The sequence below is a fragment of the Bradyrhizobium sp. 930_D9_N1_4 genome (assembly GCF_052076015.1).
Lineage (GTDB): Bacteria > Pseudomonadota > Alphaproteobacteria > Rhizobiales > Xanthobacteraceae > Bradyrhizobium.
In genome coordinates, this window is the sequence record NZ_CP197236.1 from 4,587,625 (window position 1) to 4,610,540 (window position 22,916).

A 22,916-nucleotide genomic window follows, 5' to 3' on the forward strand; every position below is an offset into this window, starting at 1 on the left:
CTGCCGGCAGGTCCACCGTCGAAAGCATCCGTCATGAGCGATCTGCAGATCCGCAATTTGACCCCTTCGGAGATCGCCATCGCCGCCGAGTGGGCCGCGGCCGAGGGCTGGAATCCCGGCCTCTCGGACGCCGCCTGCTTCGCGATCCCCGACGCGCAAGGCTTCTTGGTCGGCGAGATCGACGGCGAGCCGGTCGCGACCGTCTCCTGCGTCAATTACGATGATCGCTTCGCGTTTCTCGGCTTCTATATCGTGCGCGAGAACTATCGCGGCTCCGGCCACGGCCTGCGCATCTGGAACGCGGCGATCGCGCATGCGGGCGCGCGCGTGATCGGGCTCGACGGCGTCGTCGCCCAGCAGGATAATTACCGGAAGTCCGGCTTCCAGCTCGCCTACGCCAATATCCGCTATGGCGGCATCGTCGCCGCGCCGCCGGCGCCTGCCGATGTCGTTGCTCTCGACACGATTCCGTTCGCGCTTGTGGACGCCGACGATGCCACGGTCTTCCCGGCTGCGCGAAGTGCCTTTCTGCGCGCCTGGATCAACACACCGGGCCATCTCGGTCGCGCGCTCATGCGCGACGGCAAGCTCGCCGCATGGGGCGTGATCCGCCCGTGCCGCAGCGGCCAAAAGATCGGCCCGCTCGTCGCCGATGACCGCACATCGGCCGAGGCTGTCATGTGCGCCCTGCTGGCCAGCGCAGGCGCCGGCAAAATCTTCCTCGACGTTCCCGCCGTCAATCGCGCGGCGGTCGCGCTCGCGGAGGCGCTCGGCCTCAAGCCGGTGTTCGAGACGGCGCGGATGTACACGGGGGCGATCACGCCGCTGCGGATCGACCGCGTCTTCGGCGTAACCAGTTTTGAACTTGGCTAGCGCTGCTCAGTAGCAGCGCATGATGTTGACGGTGTGCTCGCCGCCGCCGCGGCCGGGCACCGTCACCTGTTCGGTCGGACAGCTCGGCACATAGGGCCGGTCGGACGGCACGACGTTCGGCGGGAAGCGATGCGCCCAATCCCAGGGAACGTCATAGGTGTAGGTGTAGCGTATGTCGGTCGAGACCGGCTGCGCGGACTCGGCGAAGGGCTGATTGTAGCCGGCGTTGTCGTAGAAGAACCCGCCGCCGCCCGGCCAGTAGACCCAAGGCCTGCTGCGGCCGTGGAACCGGGCGCCGGGCGCCATCGATGGACGCGCCACCGGGCCGGACGGCGCAGTCGCAGCTGTCGCAACGCCGTGCGGCGCGGCGCCGCCGGGTCTGGCAAAACTGTCGCTGGAAGCAAGGAGCAGCGCGGCTGCGCTGAGCGAGGCGAGCAACGCCCCATATGATCTCGACATCATGATACGCACCAACTCGTTCGGCTTTTCGCGGCTCCCCACCGCACGCTAGGCCCGCCTGTCGCCCACCCGCAAACGTATAATTAATTGTTGGTTAAGGCACGGGATTAACGGGGAACAGGGTGCGGCATGACGCCCGGAATTTCCGGGTGATTTCAGGTACTTCGTTCCAGAAAGCAACGCTTCATCAGCTGTTGATCGGAGTTGATCGCACCTTCGCGCGTCAAGGCCATGCGTCAGCGGCCCTGCTGCTTCCGCAGCCAGTCGAGCATATCCTGCGGATTGCCGCTGCCCTGCGTCACGATCGCGGTGTTGCCGCCGCTGCGGCGATAGACGGTGGTGCGGCCAGGCTCCTTGTCGATCCTGACCTCGGCCTGCGCGGGATCGCCGCTCTGCGTGATCGCCGCCGTCCCGTTCTCGTCCTGGACCACCGTGGTGTGGCCGTCGCCGGCGCCAGCCGGCGCCATCGCGATGGCGCTGACGAGACCTATTCCGGATGCGAGCAGAAGCAATCGCATGTCACATCTCCATCATCGGGCGAACTGAAAGATCGCCAGCCAATTGAAACGACCGAACTGCCGCACCGCTCCACTGTTCATGTCCCCGATCTGGAGCAGGAGCGCGTTGGTGGAATTGCCGATCTGGGTGATATCGGCCGTGTTGCTCAGACCGGACTGACCGATGGCCGCATTGGTGGTGCCGCCGACCTGGATCACATTGGCATAGTTGCGCGTGCCGTTCTGGATGATCGTCGCATCCACCGTGCCGGTCCCGCCGATCTGGATCACCCGCGCGATGTTGACGCGGCTGCTTTCCTCGATCGTCACCGGCTGAACGTCGTTGCCGAACTGCACGATCGTCTGGATGCTGACAGCCCGGTTCGTCGTGCCGCGCTGGACCGAGCCGGCGTGAGCCTGCGTCGCCGTGCCGACCGCGGCAAGTATCGCCGCCACGGCGAGAAGGCGCTTCAAGACATCTCTGCCAAACCGCATCGCGTTTCCCCGCTGGTTCCCGCCGCCGATGAGTCCGCGTGCGCCTTACGGTCCGGTCTGGACGATCGTCGACATATTGACCGCGCTGAACTGCGCCACCGTGCCGGTGTTCATGGCACCGAGCTGGGACACCAGACTTGTCGCTGACTGACCGGCCTGGCCGACGAAGGCAAAATTGTTCATGCCCGCCTGCCCGATCGATGCGGAATTCGTGCCGCCGAACTGCAGGACGCCCGTGGCATTGTTGGTGCCGTTCTGGGTCACCGTCGCGCTGGTGCTGCCGCCGATCATGAACACGCCCGCCATGTTGAGCTGACTGTTCTGGTTCAGCACGACGGGCGGTCCGCCGATCGACACGATGGTCTTGATGTCGGCGGTCTGGGCCCCGGCTGGTCCGGCGCCAGCCAGGCCGAGAGCGAACATGGCGGCGCACGCACCTGCCAGGAGATGTTTCAAGAGATGTTTCGAGAGACGTTTCATGACGGCCTCACCACTTCATGCCTGCTCACGGGGTCTGCTGGAGAACCGTCGAGCCGTTCAGGATTCCGAGCTGACCGACGCCGGCCGCGTTGTTGCCGCCGATCTGGCCGATCAGGCTCGAATTGGCGCCGCCGACCTGACCCGCCAGCGCCGTGTTCGACGACGTCGCGGTGGTGCCGCCCTGCCCGATCACCGAAGTGTTGACGGTGAAGAGCGAGCCGGTCTGCAACGTGGTCGCGGTGTTGGTGACGCCGAACTGCATCGTGGTGGCGCTGTTGCTGGTGCCGCCGCTCTGCGAGATGAAGGAATTGTTGGTGGCACCGAATTGCAGCACGCTGGCCGAGTTGCCGGCTTCGGCCTGGACCGTGGTCAGCACGCCGAACGTGACGACCGCTGCAACGAGATATCTGCTTCGCATGTCATTTCCTCCGCCAAAGCTGGCGATCGCTCCGTCATTCGGTCGATCCGCCCATTGCGGTGCTTTCGAGAATGGCGCGGACGCGCCGCGTCGTGACGCGTCCGGCCAAACGGGGCTGGTTCAGTGCGCCGTCTGCGAGACGGTGCTGCCGTTGACGCCGAACACGCTGAGCTGGCCGACGCCGGCGGAGTTGTTCTGGAGCGCGGCAGGCCCGAACGAGTTCTGGGTGATCGAGCTGCCGTTGTTGCCGAACGCCACCTGGCCGGTGGCGGCCGTGTTCTGCACGCCGATCTGGTTCACCGTGCTGCCGTTGTTGAGCGAGGCGGCACTGGTTCCCTGCATCGTGGTAGCACTGTTCACGATGCCGAGCTGGCTGGTCGACGAGGTGGAGTTGGTGAGGCCCTGCTGCGAAACGCTCGAACCGTTCACGACGCCGACTTGCACCGTGGTCGAGGTGTTGGCGGCCTGGGCCGCGGAAGACAGGGCGAGCACGGCAACCGAAGCAAAAAACAATTTGCGCATGGAGTATCCCTTTCTGGCCAAGTTGTCTGACTGGATTTTGATGCCGTCTTTGGAGGAGGCCGACATCGTAGGGATGACTCTGAACCGATCGTGCGTCGTACGATAGACTGCAGTTCATGCTAGTCGATACGGACTAGACGAAGCGCTCCATTCCCATGCTGTCGATCAATCGCGCCACCTCGATCGGCGAACGCAGCTCCAGCTTTCGCATCATCCGGGCGCGATGAACCTTCACCGTCACCTCGCTGACGCCGAGCTTGGCCGCGATCTGCTTGGCGACGAGCCCCTCTGCCATCAGCAGCATGATCTCGCGCTCCCGCGCCGTCAGCGTATCGACGCGCTGCCGCACCTCGCGCACGCCGTCCTCGCGCGTGAGGCGCCTGCGATCGCGCTCGATACCGTGCCTGATCGCATCGAGGATCTCCTGCTCGCGGAACGGCTTAGGCAGAAACTCGATCGCGCCGCGCTTCATGGCCTCGACCGAGACACGCACGTCCGAGTGACCGCTGATGAAGACGATCGGTATCGGCACGCCGGTCTCCGCCAGCCTGCGCTGAAGCTCGAGCCCGGTCGGCGACGTTCCGGGAAAGCGGATGTCGAGCACCAGGCAGGACGGTCCGTCCGTAAGCGTCTCGGTGAGGAATTCGTCGGTCGATGCAAACAATCTCACCTGGTGCCCCGTCTCCTCGCAGAGGCTTCCGATCGCGTTTCGTATCTGTATTTCGTCATCAACGACATAAACTGTGGCTTGATTTGAATTCATTCCAACAGGCTCCCGGACTTGGCGCTCGCTGATCGATCACGAGCCATCCATTGTTCTTGCAAGCGATAACAAGGTGCTTGGAAGCATGCGCGATGACCGAGAGAATCTCATCGGTCCGCAGGTCTCACGTCTTAAAGCCAACACCCCGTGGAGGCGAGTGAAGGCGTTCACATATCGGACTTCGTGATTGAAAGAGATCGACGCCGCCACTGGTGGCGTCAGGGCGAGCTGCCATCTGGAGAACGCAGCGGTCGGAAGCCGCCGCTGTGATATCGCCCACTGCGTCATGGCGTCGCCACCCATACGCCAATCGAACGCCTGTCACCTGAAAACCTGACGGGACGTTCAGTCGGCTATCGAGTCTTGATACCGCGCGCGTCGTTTTGAATACGCCGGGTATGCGTTCGGCGCAAATCACGAAAAGTCGCAGCCGCAGACTTTACTTCTGGATCATCGAACGCGCCCGACCGTCGCCCCGAGAACGGCGACATAAGGCCGATAGCTCGATATCAGTTTCGACGAAATACAACTATAGCGCGACCAACGACCTCTCCGCCAGCAAAGTCATTTCAGAAGGGCGGGCTTTTGATATGCGATTTGTGCCAGTTATTGCCTTGATCGGAACTGCGTGTGGCCTCGCCGCGATCTACGGTGCGGGGGCGGACACCATCACCAGCGCTGCCGGACACGCCGCGGACGGCGCGGCTCGCGCCTATCAATCGACGAGGAAGCTCCTCGCGCCCCCCGGACGGGACGCTCCGACCTTTGGATCGGATGCACCCTTGTTTCGCTATGCCGCGATTCAACGCGGCAGCATCGAGCAGACCGTGACGGTCACCGGCGCCCTGCAACCGGTCAAGACGATCGAGGTGGGTTCCCAGCTGTCCGGACAGCTCGCCCGCGTCTATGTCGATTTCAACGACACCGTCAGCAAGGACCAGCCGCTCGCCCTGATCGATCCGCGCAGCTTTGCCGCCAAGGTCGACGAAGCCAAGGCTTCCCTCGCTGTCGCCAACTCACTGGTTGATGTCGCGCGCGCCAGGCTCGATCGCGCCAGGATCGATCTCCAGAACGCCAGGGGCAGCCGGGATGTGCTCGCGGCCAAGCTGGAGAGCGCCCAGGCGGTCAAGAACTCGGCGCAGAAGACGTTGCAGCGGAAACTGGCGCTCCAGTCGCAAAACGTGGTGGCGACCTCGACGGTTGACGATGCCCAGACCGAGTTCACGGCGCGCCTCGCCCAGGAGCGCGAGGCTGAGATCATGATGGCCCTCAATGCCTTTTCCGTGGATGGTGCGCAAGCCGACGTCCGCCGGATCGAGGCAGAATTGCAACAGGCGAAAATGGCGGTCCCGGAGAAGGCGGCCGTGCTCGCCGCAGCGCAGGCCGATCTCGACCGCACCGTGATCCGTTCGCCGATCGACGGCGTCATCGTCGGCAGGTTCGTCAACGAGGGCCAGACCCTCGCCGTGGGCCTGGAATCGCGCACCACCTTCGTGGTCGCGCGACGCCTGGAGGACATGGAGATCCACGCCCAGGTCGACGAAGCCGATATCGGGCGCATCGCCCCCGGCCAGCGCGCCCATTTCACGGTGGATGCCTATCCCGACCGCCGCTTCGAGGCGGCGGTGCGGCAGGTGCGCAAGGCTCCGCAGAACCAGCAGCATGTCGTCACCTACACCGTCGTGCTGGCGACCTCCAATCTCGACGGCGCGCTGCTGCCCGGCATGACCGCCCTGGTGAAGATCGTGATCGAGCGGCAGGACGACGTCCTGAAAGTGCCGCTTGCCGCGCTGCGCTTCCAGCCCTCCGGCACGCGGCCGGATGCCACTGCACGCAGCGGCGTGTGGGTGCGCAGCGCCAATGGCTCACTCCAGCGCGTTGCCGTGACAGTCGGTGCGGCCGGCACCGAACAGGTCGCGCTCAGCAGCGGCGACCTCGTCGAAGGCAGCCAGGTCGCCGTCGGCCAGGCAATCCGTCCGGCGGGTACCGAGTTCCTCGGAATCAGGTTCGGATCATGACGGCTTCCCTGACCGCTTCCTTGCCCCTCATCAGCCTCCAGTCGGTCTCGAGGACCTATCGCTCCGACGGTGTCGCGGTGACGGCGGTGCGCAATGTCAGCTTCGACATCATGCCAGGCGAGATCGTTGCGGTGATGGGACCGTCAGGCTCCGGCAAGTCGACGCTGATGAACATGATCGGGCTGCTCGATTTGCCGAACGAAGGCGCGGTCTATCTCGAAGGGGCCAATGTCGCGGATCTCCCCGAAGATCGCCGGTCGTCCTTGCGCGCCCGCAGCATCGGCTTCGTGTTTCAGTCCTATAACCTGCTCGCCCGCCACAACGCCATCGAGAACGTCGCGTTGCCGCTGGTCTATGGCGGCGTCAGCCGCAAGGAACGGCTGGCACGCGCCGAGCAGAGCCTGGAAGCGGTCGGCATGCTGCACCGGGCTCATCATTTTCCACGGCAGCTCTCGGGCGGCGAACAGCAGCGCGTCGCGATCGCGCGCGCGCTGATCGCCTCGCCGCTGATCGTGCTCGCCGACGAGCCGACCGGCGCGCTCGACAGCCGCACCGGAACCGAGATCCTGGCGCTGTTCGCCGCGCTCAACCGCACCGGCCAGACCATCGTGATGATCACCCATGACCCCGCCATCGCGAGCCAGTGCCGGCGCACCATCCGCCTGCACGATGGCGAGCTCGTCGGCGACGAGACGGCTGCTCCGCCCCTGCCGGAACGGAGTCTTGCGCCATGACGATGCTCCAGGGCTTTCAGATCGCCTTGCATGCCTTGCGCCTCAATCCGCTGCGCAGCTTCCTCACCATGCTCGGCATCGTGATCGGCGTCGCCTCGATCGTGACGGTGTTTGCGATCGGATCCGGCGCGCAGCTTCGCCTCCAGGAACAGATCCGCTCGATCGGCGCCAACGTGCTGATGATCACGCCCGGCGCGGTCTACCAGGGCGGCGTGCGTCTCAAGGACGGCAGCAAGCTGACGATGACCGAGAGCGACGTGCAGGCGATCCTCGAGCAGATCCCGGAAGTCCAGGCCGCGGCCGGCTCGATCGCCGGAACCGCGCAAATCATCCACGAAAGCAAGAACTGGAACACGACCATCAACGGCACGACGACCGGACACTTCATGGTCCGTGACTGGCAGCTCTCCTCCGGCCGCTATTTCTCCGGCGCCGAGGAAGCCGCCGCCGGCAAGGTCGTGATCCTTGGAAGCACGGTCGCGCGCGAGCTCTTCGCGCCCGGCGACGATCCGATCGGGGCGCAGATCAGGATCATGAAGGTGCCGCTCGAAGTGGTCGGCGTGCTCGATCGCAAGGGACCGGCACAGGACGACGTCGCCTTCGTGCCGCTCACCACGGCCAAGCTGCGCTTCCTCGGCAGTGCGAGCAACATCAACCGGGATTCGGTCGCCTATATCATCGCCAAGGTGGCCGCTGACGGACAGATGGCGGGCGCGCGGTCGGAGATCGAAGGCCTGCTGCGGCAGCGTCACCGTGTTCCCGCCGGCCAGGAGGACGATTTCAAGGTCCAGGATCCGGCCGCCGCGATGGAGGCCCAGCAGGGTGCGATCCGTACCGTCGCGCTGCTGCTCGTCGCCATTGCCTCGGTCTCCCTGCTCGTCGGCGGCATCAGCATCATGAACGTCATGATCGTCTCGGTCACCGAACGGACGCGGGAGATCGGCATCCGCCGCGCGCTCGGCGGCAGGATGCGGGACATTCGCCTCCAGTTTCTCTGCGAAGCGCTGGTGCTCTGCCTGCTCGGCGGGGCCATCGGCGTTGCCGGCGGCATCACGCTGTCGATGACGGTCGCCCGCATGGCGGGATGGATCACCTCGATCGACGGCCAGGCGATCGGTCTTGCCCTCGCCTTTTCGATCGCGACCGGTCTCGTCTTCGGGTTCTACCCCGCTCACAAGGCGTCCAGGCTGAGCCCGATCGAGGCGCTCAAGACGGAGTGAGACGATGCGTGGGTCGGCAATGTCAGACCGAAGACCAGGGAGGAGCCAGTAATGAGTCCGGATTCGCAGGATTCGATCACACCGACACCGCGCGAGCGTGAGCTGATGATGCTGATCGCGCGAGGACTACAGAACAAGAACATCGCCTACGAGCTCAAGATCTCGGAGAACACGGTGCGGGCGCATATCGGCAACATCATGCGCAAATACCGCCTCCAGAACAGGACGCAGATCGCAATCATCTATGCGCTCAAGGCCGCACCGCTTGCGCTGCGGCGCGCCCTGACCAGAAGCGGAGCCAGCCCGGCGACGGTCAAGCCGGCACAGGTGCTGGCGCAAGATCCGCTTGTGCCGACCGCGCCGGAATGACGCCACAACCCCTGCGCAGCCCGTCGGGCAAAACACCCAGGGCGGGGTCAAGAGAGGGCATCCAAAATAATTCTCTTTATTCGAATTCGGATTTTTGTTAGACAATTCCCGCTCCGGCCCAAGGAAGAGGGGCGTATCGCGATCGTCACGAACGCGGGCTGGACGGCGGTGGACGCCGATGACATCGGCGCGAAGGGTTTCGCAGGGCGGGCAACCGTGAGCGAGGCCGTCGCGCACACGACCGGTGTGATCGGCGTACGGCCAAATCGTGTGGTCCTGGCGCCCGGGGTCTGTGCGCCAAGTCTTGCGGTGATGTGTCTGGCCCAACCGGGTCTTCGCGTCAGTTATCTGCAAGGCGACGGGGGCAATAGTGCATCGCTCCCCGGGGAGAGCACGACATACGCCGTTCCAACCACTGCGCAGGGAAGGCCGGGATGTCCTGGCTACACCTGTATGCCACTGTGCAAATTTCTCACCACAACTTCGCACAGTGGACCTCGGGTGCCAGCGGGCTCCCGGTCTTCCCTGCGCCCTCTTTCAATGGGGGGTGACGCGACGAAGCAAAGCTCGGGCGAGATGAGCCGCGAGGAAGCGATCCCATGTCAGCAATCCACCAACGCTCTCGTGCCCCGGACGCTGCGCAGCACTCCCGGCGATGCGAAGCATCGTCCGGTGTGATGCGCTGCAGAGCCGGGGCCCATGCTTCAGCGAGTGCGGAGCCCGCTGGGTCCCGGCTCTGCGCAGCAACGCTTGCGCGTTGCAGCGCGTCCGGGACACGAGACCGGTTGATGCCGCCGACTGTGCTTCATCGCGACGAGTTGCGCCCGCAATGACTTGTCCGTGAAAACAAAGCCCTCCCCCAATCCTCTTGCGTGCCCCTCCGCTCTTGTAACAAAACTGTCATACAGCAAAACTAAACGATTGCCGGGGGCCGCGGTTGGCGGCCAAGCCGCCTCACCGCTAGGAGATCTTGATGCGCCGTTCACTGGTGTTGCTGTCAGCCGGACTGACAGTGCTGTCCACCGGATTTGCCTCTGCCGAGAACAACACACCCCGCAACCTGATCCTGTTCATTCCGGACGGCCTGCGCGCGCTGAAGGTGACGCCGGAGACGGCCCCCGCAATGGCCGCGGTTCGCGACAAGGGCGTCAATTTCAAGAACCCGCACTCCCTCTTCCCGACATTCACCATGGCCAATGGCTCGGCGATGTCCACCGGTCACTATCTCGGCGACACCGGCGTGTTCTCCAACACGATCTGGACCAACTACACCTCGGTCCCGGCCGGCGACACCGTGGTCCCCTTCATCGAGAACGACGCCGTGCTCGGCGACATCGACGAGCATTTCAAGGGCGACTACCTCAACGAAGAAACCATCCTGAAGATGGCCCGCGACAAGGGCCTGAGCACGGCGGCGATCGGCAAGGTCGGCCCGACCTACCAGTTCGACCACACCGACAAGCCCGAAAGGCCGGGTCTGCATTCGGTCGTGTTCGACGATTCCACCGGCGGCAAGAACGGCGTGGCGCTGTCGGACGAGGTGAAGGCGGCGCTGACCAAGGCCGGCCTGCCCCTCGCCACGCCGCCGCGCGGCGACAACTCCAAGGCAGGCGATGCCAAGACGCCCGGCACTGTCGTCGCCAACGTCGCGCAGCAGGCCTATTTCGCCGACGTCGCCGCCAAGGTGGTGCTGCCGATGTTCAAGGCGCGCAACAAGCCCTTCGTGCTGGTGTTCTGGTCGCGCGATCCCGATGGCAGCCAGCACAACACCGGCGACAGCCTCAACCAGATCAAGCCCGGCATCAACGGGCCGACCTCGATGGCCGGCATCAAGAACGCCGACGACAACCTCGCCCAGCTCCGCAAGGCGCTGGACGAACTCGGCCTCGCCGCGAATACCAACATCATGGTCCAGGCCGACCACGGCTTCTCGACCATTTCCAAGGAAAGCAAGACCAGCCCCTCGGCCAAGCTCAGCTATGACGACACGCCGAAGGACTTCCTGCCGATGGGCTTCCTGGCGATCGACCTCGCCAAGGCGCTCGACCTGCCGCTGTTCGACCCCAACGACAAGAACGCGAAGGTCGAAGGCAACAAGCATCCCAAGGCCGGCAATGGCGTGCTCGGCAAGGATCCGGAGAAACCCGATCTCGTCGTCGCCACCAATGGCGGCTCGGACCTGGTCTACCTGCCGAACAAGGACAAGAAGCTGGCAGCCAGGACCGTCAAGGCGCTGCTCGAGCAGGACTACGTCTCCGGCCTGTTCGTCGACGATTCTCTCGGCCGCTTCCCCGGTACGCTGCCGCTGTCGAGCATCAATCTGCGCGGCAAGTCGGCGACGCCAACGCCGTCGATCGTCGTCAATTTCCGCTCCTATGCCAGCGATTGCGGCGAGGCGCCGACCAACTGCTCGGTGCAGGTCGCCGACACCGTGCTGCGTCAGGGCCAGGGCATGCACGGCAGCTTCAGCCGTGGCGACACCATGAACTTCATGGCCGCCATCGGCCCGGACTTCAAAGCCGGCTATGTCAGCGAAATCCCGGTCAGCAATGCCGACGTCGGCATGACCGCGGCCCAGTTGCTCGGCCTGCGCGGTTCGCAGAACGGTGGCCTGGTCGGCCGCGTGATGTCGGAGGCGCTGCCCAACGGCATCGTGCCCAAGGCCTACAAGGCTGTGGAAAGGTCGAAGAAGAAGTCAGAGAGTGGTCTGGAGACCGTGCTCAACGTCCAGCGCGTCGGCAGCCAGCGTTACTTCGACGCCGCCGGCTTCCCCGGCCGCACGCTCGGCCTCGAACCGGACGCCGGCAAACAAAAAACGGCGGGGAAATAACCCCGCCGCTTTCGGCTCGCGCCCCGCAAGGGGCGCGAGAATATCTCGGGCGTTACATGCCCAAAACCTTACATCCCAATGTCGAACACGTTCGGCAATTGGCCCGCCAGAGGCAGCGCGGTGGCGCCCAGGAAGGTCGCCACCAATGCCATCAGGCGACGGTTGTTCTGGCGCTTGCCGCGCATCTGGCCGGCGATCCACTCCAGCATCTCGCTGTTGACCTTGGAGGCGTAGGACGGCGCCCAGTTCTCGATATCGGTGTCGGCCGACAGCGCGACGCTGCGCGGGGGCACCTTCAGGCCAGAGGCGCTCGCGGCATAGTGGGCCACGGCCTTGGCAAGCAAATCGTCGAACCGGCCACCATCGGTGCGCTCGGTCCCGGCTTCGTTGATCTCGAACAGTGCCTCAGCTTCCGCGCGGCTGACCGGCTGGTCGTTGACGGCGGTGGCGGTGAGGATGCGCGTGCACCAGGCGGTGTCATCGGCATCGAGCGAACGGGAAAAATGGACGCGGCCCTTGGTGGTCGGGCCTTCGCCCGTGATCACACCGTCGCGCACGATGGTCAGTGCGTGGGCCGAGGTATTGCGGCAGGACGGTTCGAGGGACGGCTGGTCAGCAGATTTAGGCGCAGCGGCGGACATAGTTCACTTCCAGATTTCTTCTGATCGACCAGCATTTTCATGCCGGCGTAAAGGGGTGGTTAATGATTCGATACGGCGAACGCGACTTTTTGAGATGGTTGCCAATTGGTCGCTGTCAGGACCGTTTTGGTTCTAGCAAGCGCAGGGCGTGCGTGATGGAAGTCATAAAAGGCTTTATCGCGGCAATCGAGCCCGTGAAGCTCCGGTGGGGATGTTTCGCCGCAGGCGCGGCTGTAACAAAAAAGTGCTAGGAGATCGGCGCTTCAGGGAAGGAATTCACATTTTACTTGAAGCGGTTCAGTCAGCGTTCACTTAAGTGCACCAAGCGCTTATACTAAAGCCGACGGCCAGAGACTAGTTCTCAAATAGATTCAGTGCGATGAGGTAGAACCATGACACTTCCGATCGGCGCCACCGCCCCCGACTTCGAAGCCGAGACCACCGAAGGAAAAATCAAGTTCCACGACTGGATCGGCAGCAGCTGGGCGCTGCTGTTCTCGCACCCCAAGGACTTCACGCCGGTTTGCACCACCGAGCTCGGCGCTCTCGCCAGGTTGAAGCCGGAATTCGACAAGCGCGGCGTCAAGCTGATCGGCCTCTCGGTCGACCCGATCGACCGCCACGCCAAATGGGCCGAGGACATCAAGGAGACGCAAGGCACTGCTCCGAACTATCCGCTGATCGGCGACACCGACTACAACGTCTCGAAGCTCTACGAGATGCTGCCGGCCGCGATCTCGGGCGATCCCCTCACCCGCACCGCCGCCGACAACCAAACGGTCCGCAACGTCTTCGTCATCGGGCCGGACAAGAAGATCAAGCTGGTGCTGGTCTATCCGATGACCACGGGCCGGAACTTCCAGGAGATCCTGCGCGTGATCGACTCGCTCCAGCTCACCGCCAAGCATCGCGTCGCGACGCCGGCAGACTGGTCGCAGGGCGACGACGTGATCATCGCGGGCTCCGTCTCGAACGACGAAGCCAAGACGATCTACCCGCAGGGCTGGAAGGAACCGAAGCCCTACATCCGCATCGTTCCGCAGCCGAAATAACCAACAGTCATTCGGGCGATGCATCAGCATCGCCCGGAAATGACGACGTTGGAGCCTCAGGCCGCGTGCACGCGATCCAGGAAACCGTCGACCTCGGCCTTCAGAAGCAGGCTCTCGCCTGACAGCGCCTGGGCGGAGGCAAACATCCGGCTCGAGGTCTCACCCGTCTCGCTGGCGCCCTTGGCGGCGTGGCGGACGTTCGTCGCAACATCGGCAGTGCCCGAGGCCGCAGCGCGAACGCTGGCCGCGATGTTGTGGGTGGCGCTCCTCTGCTGCTCGACCGCGCTCGAGATCGAGCCGGCGATGCCGCTGATGCGCTCGATGGTCTGGCCGATCGCCTTGATGGCCGCAACCGATTCCTCGGTCGCAAGCTGCATGCTCTCAATCTGGTTCGAGATCTCGTCGGTCGCCTTGGCGGTCTGGCCGGCAAGCGTCTTGACCTCCTGAGCCACCACGGCGAAGCCGCGGCCCGCATCGCCCGCACGCGCCGCCTCGATGGTGGCGTTGAGCGCCAGCAAATTGGTCTGCTCGGCGATCGAGGTGATCAGCTTGACGACGTCGCCGATGCGCGCGCCCGCCTCGGAGAGCTGCGTCATGCGCTGGTCGGTGGCTTCGGCCTGCCGCACGGCCTCGGCCGAGATCTCGTTGGATTCCTGCACCCGGCGGGTGATCTCGGAGATCGACTGCGACAGCTCGTCGGAGGCCGAGGCGGCCGAACGCACATGCTCGGAGGCGTTCTCGGAGGCGCCGGCCGACTGCGCCGACAGATCGGCGGTGGAGCGTGCGGTGTCCGTGAGTTGCCGCGCCACCCGCTCGAACTCGCCGGAGGAGTTCAGCACCTTGTCTAGGATGCCGCCGACGCTGCCGCGGAACTCCTCGACGAAGTTGCGCAACTCCGCCTTGCGCTGCTCCGCCGCGGCAGACGTGGCCGCAGTCTGCTCGCTGCGCAGGCGTGCCCGCTCCAGCGAATTGCTCTTAAACACCGCAACCGTGCGGGCGATCTCGCCGATCTCGTCGGCACGATCCTCGCAATCGATCTCGACGTCGCTCTGGCCTTCGGCCAGCGCGGTCAGCGAACGCGTGACCGAGGTGAGCGGCTTGGTAATACGGCGGACGACCAGCAGGGTAAGGACCAGAACCAGCAGCGCGGCGATGCCGGCGGCTATCGCCATGCTCTCGATCGCCTGCGACAGCATGCTCTCGTACTGCGCCATGGGGATGCCGACATAGAGGATGCCGATGACCTTGCCCGCCGCATCCGCGACCGGGAAATAGGCGGTCATGAAGGATTTGCCGAACAGGGTGGCCGGACCCTTATAGGCCTCGCCACGGCGAAGGCTGGCCTGGGCCGGATGATCGGCGGCAAGCTGGGTGCCGACGGCGCGGTCGCCGTTTTCCTTTTTCACATTGGTCGAGCGACGCACGAACTGCCCGCTCGCATCGTCGAACACGAACAGGGTCGCGTTGCCCCCGACATAGGACACCATGCGATCGACGATCGCATGGTCCTTGAAATCCGGCATCCTGGGGATCTCGGCGCGCGCCACCGCGCCATCCTTCATCGTGATCTTGGCGTCGGGAACGACCTCGGCGAAGGCCAGCGCCAGCGTGCGCAAGCTGACCTCGATGTCGCGAAGCGCGCGATCGTTGAAAGCAGAGGTGAGCGACCAGTATCCGGCGCCAACCACGAGCGCCGTATTCATGGCGATCAGCAGCACGGCGCACAGGACGGCCTTGGTGCCCAGCTTGAATTGCGGCAGGAATTTCGCCGTTGAAAGGTTGATCATGAATGGAACTACCCCCGTAATTCCTGCATATTCATGCAATCGGCTTACGGGCCCATTAACGACGGTTCATAGCGCCGCACGCGGCATGGTTTCCAAAGTGTAAACGAGGCCCTCCTGACCCCGCCAAGCACTCCCCCCATCATCGTCTGGTTCCGCGACGACCTCCGCCTGTCCGATCACCCCGCCCTTCATGCCGCCGCGAAATCCGGCGCGCCGGTGATCTGCCTCCATGTGCTGGATGATGCGGCCGGGCGCGCGCCAGGCGGCGCGGCGCGCTGGTGGCTGGCACAGTCGCTGCGGGCGCTGGGCGCCGACATCGCCACGCGCGGCGGCTCGCTGATCCTGCGCAAGGGACCGGCCGCCAAGGTCATCGCCGGCGTGGCGCGGGAGAGCGGAGCCGCCGCCGTCTACTGGAACGGGATCGCGCAGGCGGCACATCAGGCGGTCGAGAAACAGCTCGAAGCGGCGCTGTTAAAGCTCGGCGTGGACTCGCAAAGTTTTCCCGGCGATCTGCTGGTCCCGCCCCCGACGATCCGCAACAAGGAAGGCCGCGGCTTGCGCGTGTTCACGCCGTTCTGGCGGCGGGTGCTGGCGCTCGGCGATCCGCCCAAGCCGCTGCCCGCACCAAAGGAGCTGCGTCCGGCGCCGAAGATCGCCAGCGACACGCTGGAGAGCTGGAAGCTCGAGCCGACCAGGCCGGACTGGGCGAGCGGCCTGCGCGAGACCTGGACGCCGGGCGAAGCCTCGGCCCGCGTGCGCCTGCGAAACTTCCTCAAACACATCGCGCGGGGTTATGTCGGCGATCGCGACCGTCCGGACCGCGAGGGCACCTCAGGCCTGTCGCCCCACCTGAGATTCGGCGAGCTCAGCCCGCGCCAAGTCTGGCACGCCGCGCGGTTCGCCGCGGCGGAAAATCCCGCGATCGGCTCCGGTGTCGAAAAGTTCCTGAGCGAGCTCGGCTGGCGCGAGTTCTGCCGTCACCTCCTCCACGATCACCCCGACCTTGCCAGCGAAAACCTGCAAGCCAATTTCGACGGCTTCTCCTGGAAGGGCGACAGGACAGCGCTCGCCGCCTGGCAGGGCGGCCGCACCGGCTATCCCATCGTCGATGCCGGCCTGCGCGAGCTCTGGCACACCGGCGTCATGCACAACCGGGTCCGGATGGTGGTGGCATCCTTCCTGGTCAAGCACCTCCTGATCGACTGGCGCGACGGCGAGAGCTGGTTCTGGGACACGCTGGTCGATGCCGACGCCGGCAGCAATCCCGCCAATTGGCAATGGGTCGCAGGCTGCGGCGCCGACGCTGCGCCCTATTTCCGCGTGTTCAACCCCACGCTCCAGGGCGAGAAGTTCGATCCGGATGGAACCTATGTCCGACGCTGGGTGCCGGAGCTGAAGGATGTGCCGGCAAAGTTGATCCACCAACCCTGGCAGGCAACGCCGATCGAGCTTGCGAGTGCCGGCGTCACGCTCGGCAAGACCTATCCGCAGCCGATCGTCGATCACGCCAAAGGACGCGAGCGCGCGCTCGCTGCCTACGCAAAGATTCGCAAAGGTTGAGCGTTGCTTTGACACAATTATGAAACGCGCTATCGTCATCGCGCCATACAAACCGTGGGGGACGATATGGACGACGAGAAGCCGATCACTGAACAGGCGATGGAGACGATCACCAGTGCCGTGGAAGCGACCAAGGAAGCCGCTGTCACCGCCGTCCAGAAGGTGAAGAAAGCCGCCAAGAAGGTCGCGAAGAAGGTCACGCCGAAGAAGGCTGCGAAGAAGAAAGCCGCCAAGAAGTCTTCGAAGAAGGCTGCAAAGAAGTCGTCGAAGAAAGCGGCCAAGAAACCCGCAAAGAAGGCGACCAAGAAATCTGCGAAGAAGGCCGCCAAGAAAGCGACCAGGAAAGCCGCCAAGTCGAAAAAGAAGGCCAAGAAGGCCAAGCGCTGATCGCAACGCCCAGGTCTCCGGGTGCAGACGCGCCCGGAGACTGCTCCCGCGCCCTACCCTCGCGGCTTGGCCGCGCGCCGGATGGCATGATGCTCGCCTTGCGGATCGCGGAATTCGCTGCGATGGCCGCGCCGGTCCTCGGCCTTGAAGCGCCGACGCTTCTCCGGCGATCCGAACGCCTTGATCAGTCTCCTGCCGTTGACCTTCTTGATGACGTAGCCGCCCTCGGTCATGGAGAACGGCTCCTTCAGCGATCCCATGTGGTCGAACTTGGTGCCGCGGGGATGCTTGAACGGCTCGAACCAGGACGGATAGACGAAATTCGACATCGGAAAGCCGTTGACGAGGAAAGCCTGCTCCTCCACGGCGTCGCAGACCTCGTAAGCGTATTGGGTGTGCCGGGTCTTGTCGGCCCACAGATTGGCCATGGGATCGAGCACCATCTCGAACAGCTCGTGCGAGGCCGCCAGGCTGACCGGATCATCCTCGCCCAGCGCCTTGAGGAATATTTTCGAGATCGGCTGTCCCCGATGCGTCAGCTCGTGCCGCCCGAGGAAGTTCTTGTGGGTAGCATCGTCGAAGTAGACCAACTGCCAGTCGGTCGGCTTCGGCTTGCGGGTGACGTCGAGATCGACGGGATAGCCCCACACCGGCAGGAAATGCTCGTCGTAGCATTTCTGGAGCGCGGCGGTGAGCCTTCCCATCATCCGGTCGCTCATCATCTCTTCCGCGTAGTTGATGCAGGCAATCCGGACCGGCTTCAGGGATCTGCCGAGTAATGCGCGTCGCGCCTTCTTCATCGAAATCACCGTGTGAAAGGGAGGCTGAAAATGCGGCCAGCCTAACACGACGCGCCGTACACGCCAGGGATGTATTCCCTCGGTGCGGCCTTCTGTCTGCTAGAAGCGCCGGTTGACCACGAACACCGCCGCCGCGCACATCGCCATGCCGGCAATCGCCAGCGCATCGAGTTTTTCCCCGAACAGCAGATAGGCCATCAGCGCGGTGACCGCCGGCACCAGATAGAACAGGCTGGCGACCGAGGTTGCCGCGGCGTTGCGGATCAGCCAGTAGAGCAGCCCGATTGATCCGATCGAGAGCGCCACGGCGAGCCAGGCGAGTGCGAGCACGAACTCCTGCGTCCAGTGCACCACGCGATCCTCGAACAGGAAGGCGCCAATCGCAAAGAAGATCGTGACGGCGACGTATTGCACCAGATTGCCGGCACGCCAGTCGATGTGGTTGCAGTAGCGCCGCTGATAGAGCGTTCCGAGCGTGATCGAGATCAGCGAGACCACCGAGGCGAGCCAGCCGAGCCCGGCTTCGCCGGTCATGGGACGGCCGTGCAGAATCAGCACCACGCCGCCGAGGCCAAGCAGGAGCCCTGCCCATTGCACCGGCGTCACCTTCTCGCCGAGCCAGCGGTTGGCGATGGTCGAGGTCAGGATCGGCTGAAGCCCCGGAATGAGGGCCGAGAGCCCGGCCGGAATCGAATGCGCGATCGCGATCGCGGTGCCGCCGAGATAGAAGCCGTGGACGAGAATGCCGGCGACCGCGCTGTGCGCGATGCCGATACGGTCCGGCCATTTCGGCCGCGCAATCGCGGCGATGATCGCCATCAGGCCGACCACGATCGCCATGCGGATGGCGAGATAGGTCAGGGGATCGGCGTTGTTGATGACGTATTTGGTGCCGATGAACCCGGTGCTCCAGAGCAGCACGAACAGGATCGGCGCGGCGCGGGCGGCCAGGGCTTCTTGATTGTGGTTCATTGCCGCCCTCATTGCCCCACCCGGGGGCCATGCGGCAATGCGAATTTCGGCGAACTTTGCCCCGGCGGTGCTGCGCTGCGAAGGGCGGCGGCTCAGCTCAACCGCTCACCATTCTTCCGGACAGGGGTCGACGATCTTCCAGAGCTCGACACCATTCTTGATCTTCTTCATGTCGGTGGTGAGCCCGCCATTGCGGCGGATCCAGTCCTTCACCTTGTCGGGGTAGTAAGCCATCAGGTCGGAGGTCCCCTCCGTGCTGGTGACCTTGATGCCGAAGGTGAAAGCCTTGTCGTAATAGGCTTGGTGAAAGCCGAGGCTGGCGCGCGGCGTCACACAGATCTTGTTCATCGGCACGATGCCGAGAACCAGGGTGCACGCCGAGTTGCAGATGCCGTCGATGATGACCCGCTCGCCCTTCTCGCGGACGCGCTTGTACTTGGTCTTGTACTCCTCGACATAACCACCGTGGTCACGGGTGATGTGCAGCTCGGCGCGCGCGGGCGTGGCGGCGGCGAGGCAGAGCAACAGCAGGCTCAGAAGCGTGATGCGCATGATGGCGTGACGGCGAAGCCTTCAGAAATGGACCGACTCGAAGGACCCCCAAAGGGCCGGCGACGGGATTCTTAGCTCAATTCTCTTTGGTCATACTTGTGTGGGGAATTCGTTAAGCATCTCGAAAAGGCCAAAAATGGGCAGCCCCGGACGGGCCTTTGGGCAATTCTGTCACACCCACCCGGGAATCTGCGGGATCAGCTCCGTTTTCGGGACGCCGGACGGGTGCCCCGGCGGCCCGAACTGGCTATAGATGGCTGACCTAATCGTGCGGGTTCCGGAGAATCGAGATGAGCAAATTGAAGCTTGTAGCCGCGGTTGCTGCCCTGTCGGCCGCAATCCTAGCCCCCAGCCTCGCGGAGGCACGGGGGCATCATCGGTACCACCGCTACACCAACCCGCTGCCCTACCCGATCAGCTACGTCCACAATTACGGCCCCGGCATCACCCCCGGCACCTTTGCCTTTTACGACGGCCCGTCGACCAACCATTGCTACCGGAGCGCCGCCGCCTATGTCGGCCAGGACCGCCGCCGGCACCCCTGCTACTGAGGGGCACTACCGCGTCCCCGGGGCGCCAGCTGCGCGCGTCGCTATCCGGCGGCGCCTGACATCAGCAATTGCTTCTCGATTTCGTGGACCGGCAGCTTGACGAGGTCTTTGCCGACCTCGGCTTGCAGCGCCTTGCGAACCCCGTTCGAATAATCGGCGCGGATCATGCCGAGCGCACGCGGTGAGGCCACCATGGTCAGGGCCGAGGTCTCGCCCGCGCTAACGGCGGCATCGAGCCGGCCGGCCAGGTTGCGCAGGAAGGCGCGCTCGGCACCATCGTGCCAATCTGTCTGCTCGACCGAGCTGCGCGCACCGCCTGCGGCAGCATGCAGCCGGCCCGGCGCATCGGTCCCTTGTGCGCCGGTCGGAGGATTGGGCTGCTCGTGCACCTCCTTTGTGTGGAGGTTCGGAAACATCTCGTCGCCGAGGTTCTCCAGAATGAGCGCCTTGCGCCCGTCGCAGACCACCAGCCAGTCACCCTTGTCCAGTCTCATCTTGTCCATTGCACAGCTCCAAGCAACTTCGCGAGCCCGCTCTTCGAATTCCTCGAAAGGCCAGCCACAGCGCAAGACTAGGACGAAGCTGCGCAGGCAAATTGCGCAGGATCAAGCATCGTGGCGATGTCGTGCGGAGCATCATCAGCGCAGATGCAGCATTGGTCACGCGGACGAAGCTGCGCTAGTCTGGCGGCGTGAGCGGTCAGGCCTGCGGCGGACTGGCTGAAGATTTGTTCATCAGCATTACATTTTGGTTCCGCCACAATTTGATCAGAACAACTTCGATATCCTGTATCGCGTCAGCGGAGGAAGACATCATGAAGCTCAAGACTGGCCTCGTCGCCGCATCCCTGTTCGGTGCCATCATGGCATCGCCGGCGGCGTCCGCCATGCCCATCGCACCCGCACCTGCGACACCGCAGATTTCCGACGTCGAGCAGGTTCGCATGGTCTGCGACGCCTGGGGACGCTGTTTCTGGCGCCCGAACTATTATGGGTATTACGCGCCGCGGCCGTATTACGGACCCCGATATTATGCGCCGCGCTACTATGGCCCACGCGTCTACGGACCACGTTATCGCCGCTGGTGATTTCGGGAGGGGCCTTCGGGCCCCTTCGCTTTTGCGAAATGGCTTCCGCTCTGGACCAGCTCCAAAACTGATCCAGATCAAGGACGCCAGACGCTATCCGGTCATCCTGTGTCGATGGCGGATTTTATTGTTTTTCGATGCCCCCAGACGGGCATGAATGTTCAGACGCATCTGGAAAAGCAGCAGAGCCCCGAAGGTCGCAGCTTCGAGTCCTTCGCCTGCCCCGCCTGCACACGCCTCCATTTCATCGACCTCGCCTCCGGCCAACCGATCAACCGGGACCGTTGACGGTGACATCGATCCGCCCGGCATTGTTGGCATGATGTCCGCAATACTACTGTCCGGAATCCGGTTTACTGAATCGTCCTGTTTCGCCATTGATTGCGTGTACCGACATTCATTTTATTGTCACATTGCAGCATTCGGCCGGACGCATGTTTTTCGACGCCCTCGCCCCCTCCTCCTCACTTCAGCTGGTTCGGTTTACAGACGTCGACGCGTTTCGGCCCGCCGAGCAGCTTGAGGACGCCCGGAGCATTCCGCTCGACGTCGCCAATTTCGCGGCGGCCCGCGCGATCGTAAACCTGCCGGGATGCCGGATCATCGTGGCGAGATCGTTTGCACGCATTCTCGATAGCGCCTACCGCGCGCCGGGCGGCATGGTGATCCTGCCGATGACCGACGATCTGCGCGCCAGCTCGAGCGGGATAGATCTGGACTCGCGCGTCTTCATCGCGTTGCGCGGCAATCATGAATGCCATTTCGTCGAGCATCAGACCAATTACCACGCGCTCATCATGTTCTCGCCCGCGCTCAGGGATCGCGGCTGGTTCGATCGCGCCGACTCCTTGTGGGTTCGCATCGCGGACCGCGACGCTCATCTCTACGCCCGTCAGCTCGTGCAAGACATCCTGCGGACCGCGTCGGTCGACCCGCACATGTTCGAAACCACGGAGGTGGCCGCGCATCTCCAGGAAGGCCTGCTGCTCGCCTTCGACGACCTCTTTCAGATCGACCCGCTCTCGGAACGCAACGCCCCGAATGCAGGCGCGCGATCCGCAAGACTCGTGCAGCGGATCGACGACTACGTCACAGCCTATCCGAACGCGCCGATCTACACGGCCGATCTCGCCGGCGAATTCGGCGTCTCGGTCCGGACGCTCGGCGGTGCGGTGAGCAAGGTGCGCGGCATGAGCCTGCATCAATACATCCGCCTGAAGCGCCTGTGGGCCACGCGCGCGCGGCTCCTCAAGGGCGGCGGCACGACGGTTGCCACTTGCGCACGCGCCCAGGGCTTTCATCATCTCGGCGAGTTCGCCGCCGCCTACCGCGCCACCTTTCACGAGGCGCCGTCGGACACGCTGGCCCGCGCCCGGCACCCCGGCTTTTCAGCGAACTGACTTACTGGCGGCGATGCGGCTTCCAAGCCGCGGCCGACGAGCGGGAACAAGTTCCACCGAACTGCGTTGGCACATGAGAGCGGTGTGCCCCAGCGACCCTGGGTACACCGAAGAGCCCCGCGCATCCACGCGGGGTTTTTCTCGACATCAGCCAAGGAGTTCAGGGAACAGCATGTCCATCAACCGCAATGTCCTGTTTCTGATTATCGGCGCTCTGGTCGTCACGGCAGCCGTGCTCGGCTACAATCTCTACCAGGAAAAGAAGCAGCCGGACGGACTCCAGATCAATGTCGGTCCCAACGGGCTGAAGATCCAGGGCAAGTAGACAGGAATTGTTTGGGGCAAGCCTCTGGCCTGACAAATGGCGCGCTCGGAGAGATTCGAACTCCCGACCCTCGGAATCGAAATCCGATGCTCTATCCAGCTGAGCTACGAGCGCCCTGGCCCCG

General features: G+C 64.1%; 27 protein-coding genes and 1 tRNA gene. 13 read left to right on the forward strand and 15 right to left on the reverse strand.

Translation table 11 applies throughout. The features are described 5' to 3' along the window. The first annotated feature begins 33 nt into the window (after positions 1–33). Positions 34–873, forward strand: coding sequence for a GNAT family N-acetyltransferase (locus AB7532_RS21720; RefSeq protein ID WP_441236767.1), 840 nt, complete (start codon positions 34–36; stop codon positions 871–873). 6 nt (positions 874–879) lie between these two features. Here AB7532_RS21720 and AB7532_RS21725 read toward each other — a convergent pair whose 3' ends face one another. From AB7532_RS21725 to AB7532_RS21755, 7 genes are all read right to left on the reverse strand, one after another. Next, a complete protein-coding gene (locus AB7532_RS21725; RefSeq protein ID WP_441236768.1) occupies positions 880–1,335 on the reverse strand; it encodes a hypothetical protein in 456 nt (151 codons plus the stop codon). 233 nt (positions 1,336–1,568) lie between these two features. Next, the gene (locus AB7532_RS21730) at positions 1,569–1,850 is read right to left on the reverse strand and encodes a hypothetical protein (protein ID WP_441236769.1); all 282 of its coding nucleotides are present in this window, start codon (positions 1,848–1,850) and stop codon (positions 1,569–1,571) included. Between the two features lie 12 nt (positions 1,851–1,862). Beyond that, positions 1,863–2,303 (reverse strand): curlin repeat-containing protein, encoded by a 441-nt coding sequence (locus AB7532_RS21735; RefSeq protein WP_441236770.1) that lies wholly within the window; start codon positions 2,301–2,303, stop codon positions 1,863–1,865. 66 nt (positions 2,304–2,369) lie between these two features. Continuing rightward, positions 2,370–2,804, reverse strand: a complete 435-nt coding sequence (locus tag AB7532_RS21740) for a curlin (protein ID WP_441236771.1) — start codon at positions 2,802–2,804, stop codon at positions 2,370–2,372. 25 nt (positions 2,805–2,829) lie between these two features. After that, positions 2,830–3,222, reverse strand: a complete 393-nt coding sequence (locus tag AB7532_RS21745) for a curlin (protein WP_441236772.1) — start codon at positions 3,220–3,222, stop codon at positions 2,830–2,832. A gap of 120 nt (positions 3,223–3,342) precedes the next feature. Beyond that, complete coding sequence (locus AB7532_RS21750; RefSeq protein ID WP_441236773.1) at positions 3,343–3,744, reverse strand: curlin subunit CsgB; 402 nt, start codon at positions 3,742–3,744, stop codon at positions 3,343–3,345. A gap of 133 nt (positions 3,745–3,877) precedes the next feature. Continuing rightward, on the reverse strand, positions 3,878–4,507 hold the full coding sequence (locus AB7532_RS21755; protein ID WP_441236774.1) for a response regulator transcription factor: 630 nt from the start codon (positions 4,505–4,507) through the stop codon (positions 3,878–3,880). Positions 4,508–5,097: 590 nt separating this feature from the next. Between AB7532_RS21755 and AB7532_RS21760 the strand changes: the two genes are divergently transcribed. From AB7532_RS21760 to AB7532_RS21780, 5 genes are all read left to right on the forward strand, one after another. After that, positions 5,098–6,525, forward strand: coding sequence for an efflux RND transporter periplasmic adaptor subunit (locus AB7532_RS21760; protein WP_441236775.1), 1,428 nt, complete (start codon positions 5,098–5,100; stop codon positions 6,523–6,525). Between the two features lie 8 nt (positions 6,526–6,533). Further along, positions 6,534–7,259, forward strand: a complete 726-nt coding sequence (locus AB7532_RS21765; protein ID WP_441239332.1) for an ABC transporter ATP-binding protein — start codon at positions 6,534–6,536, stop codon at positions 7,257–7,259. After that, positions 7,256–8,479: an ABC transporter permease gene (locus AB7532_RS21770; protein ID WP_441236776.1), complete on the forward strand. Its 1,224-nt coding sequence runs from the start codon at positions 7,256–7,258 to the stop codon at positions 8,477–8,479. The genes AB7532_RS21765 and AB7532_RS21770 overlap by 4 nt, the downstream gene beginning before the upstream one ends. A gap of 51 nt (positions 8,480–8,530) precedes the next feature. Beyond that, positions 8,531–8,848 carry a response regulator transcription factor gene (locus AB7532_RS21775; protein WP_441236777.1) on the forward strand — a complete coding sequence of 106 codons (318 nt, stop codon included), beginning with the start codon at positions 8,531–8,533 and terminating at the stop codon, positions 8,846–8,848. Between the two features lie 973 nt (positions 8,849–9,821). Beyond that, positions 9,822–11,678, forward strand: coding sequence for an alkaline phosphatase family protein (locus AB7532_RS21780; protein WP_441236778.1), 1,857 nt, complete (start codon positions 9,822–9,824; stop codon positions 11,676–11,678). 68 nt (positions 11,679–11,746) lie between these two features. Here AB7532_RS21780 and AB7532_RS21785 read toward each other — a convergent pair whose 3' ends face one another. Further along, positions 11,747–12,319, reverse strand: coding sequence for a hypothetical protein (locus AB7532_RS21785; RefSeq protein ID WP_441236779.1), 573 nt, complete (start codon positions 12,317–12,319; stop codon positions 11,747–11,749). Positions 12,320–12,711: 392 nt separating this feature from the next. On the opposite strand from AB7532_RS21785, the gene AB7532_RS21790 reads away from it, so the two are divergent. Continuing rightward, entirely contained in the window at positions 12,712–13,371 is a 660-nt protein-coding gene (locus AB7532_RS21790; protein WP_441236780.1) for a peroxiredoxin, read from the forward strand. A 56-nt stretch (positions 13,372–13,427) separates the two neighbouring features. On the opposite strand, the gene AB7532_RS21795 is transcribed toward AB7532_RS21790, so the two are convergent. Further along, a complete protein-coding gene (locus AB7532_RS21795; protein WP_441236781.1) occupies positions 13,428–15,158 on the reverse strand; it encodes a methyl-accepting chemotaxis protein in 1,731 nt (576 codons plus the stop codon). A gap of 114 nt (positions 15,159–15,272) precedes the next feature. Between AB7532_RS21795 and AB7532_RS21800 the strand changes: the two genes are divergently transcribed. Together AB7532_RS21800 and AB7532_RS21805 are read left to right on the forward strand one after the other, a co-directional pair. Further along, a complete protein-coding gene (locus tag AB7532_RS21800; protein WP_441239333.1) occupies positions 15,273–16,718 on the forward strand; it encodes a cryptochrome/photolyase family protein in 1,446 nt (481 codons plus the stop codon). Positions 16,719–16,784: 66 nt separating this feature from the next. Beyond that, a complete protein-coding gene (locus AB7532_RS21805; RefSeq protein ID WP_441236782.1) occupies positions 16,785–17,105 on the forward strand; it encodes a histone in 321 nt (106 codons plus the stop codon). A 53-nt stretch (positions 17,106–17,158) separates the two neighbouring features. Here the strand turns inward: AB7532_RS21805 and AB7532_RS21810 are convergent, their stop codons facing one another. From AB7532_RS21810 to AB7532_RS21820, 3 genes are all read right to left on the reverse strand, one after another. Then, the gene (locus AB7532_RS21810; protein ID WP_441236783.1) at positions 17,159–17,905 is read right to left on the reverse strand and encodes a hypothetical protein; all 747 of its coding nucleotides are present in this window, start codon (positions 17,903–17,905) and stop codon (positions 17,159–17,161) included. Between the two features lie 99 nt (positions 17,906–18,004). Then, on the reverse strand, positions 18,005–18,877 hold the full coding sequence (locus tag AB7532_RS21815; protein WP_441236784.1) for a DMT family transporter: 873 nt from the start codon (positions 18,875–18,877) through the stop codon (positions 18,005–18,007). A gap of 105 nt (positions 18,878–18,982) precedes the next feature. Continuing rightward, entirely contained in the window at positions 18,983–19,429 is a 447-nt protein-coding gene (locus tag AB7532_RS21820; protein ID WP_441236785.1) for a hypothetical protein, read from the reverse strand. A 290-nt stretch (positions 19,430–19,719) separates the two neighbouring features. On the opposite strand from AB7532_RS21820, the gene AB7532_RS21825 reads away from it, so the two are divergent. After that, positions 19,720–19,980 carry a hypothetical protein gene (locus tag AB7532_RS21825; RefSeq protein ID WP_441236786.1) on the forward strand — a complete coding sequence of 87 codons (261 nt, stop codon included), beginning with the start codon at positions 19,720–19,722 and terminating at the stop codon, positions 19,978–19,980. A 41-nt stretch (positions 19,981–20,021) separates the two neighbouring features. On the opposite strand, the gene AB7532_RS21830 is transcribed toward AB7532_RS21825, so the two are convergent. After that, complete coding sequence (locus AB7532_RS21830) at positions 20,022–20,483, reverse strand: baeRF12 domain-containing protein (RefSeq protein WP_441236787.1); 462 nt, start codon at positions 20,481–20,483, stop codon at positions 20,022–20,024. Positions 20,484–20,794: 311 nt separating this feature from the next. Between AB7532_RS21830 and AB7532_RS21835 the strand changes: the two genes are divergently transcribed. Further along, a complete protein-coding gene (locus AB7532_RS21835) occupies positions 20,795–21,067 on the forward strand; it encodes a hypothetical protein (protein ID WP_441236788.1) in 273 nt (90 codons plus the stop codon). A gap of 93 nt (positions 21,068–21,160) precedes the next feature. On the opposite strand, the gene AB7532_RS21840 is transcribed toward AB7532_RS21835, so the two are convergent. Next, positions 21,161–21,445, reverse strand: a complete 285-nt coding sequence (locus AB7532_RS21840; protein ID WP_441239425.1) for a hypothetical protein — start codon at positions 21,443–21,445, stop codon at positions 21,161–21,163. Positions 21,446–21,501: 56 nt separating this feature from the next. Between AB7532_RS21840 and AB7532_RS21845 the strand changes: the two genes are divergently transcribed. Next, positions 21,502–22,467, forward strand: coding sequence for a helix-turn-helix domain-containing protein (locus AB7532_RS21845; RefSeq protein WP_441236789.1), 966 nt, complete (start codon positions 21,502–21,504; stop codon positions 22,465–22,467). 172 nt (positions 22,468–22,639) lie between these two features. Beyond that, positions 22,640–22,792, forward strand: coding sequence for a hypothetical protein (locus AB7532_RS21850; RefSeq protein WP_441236790.1), 153 nt, complete (start codon positions 22,640–22,642; stop codon positions 22,790–22,792). 37 nt (positions 22,793–22,829) lie between these two features. On the opposite strand, the gene AB7532_RS21855 is transcribed toward AB7532_RS21850, so the two are convergent. Then, positions 22,830–22,906, reverse strand: a tRNA-Arg gene (locus tag AB7532_RS21855). Positions 22,907–22,916: the final 10 nt, after the last annotated feature.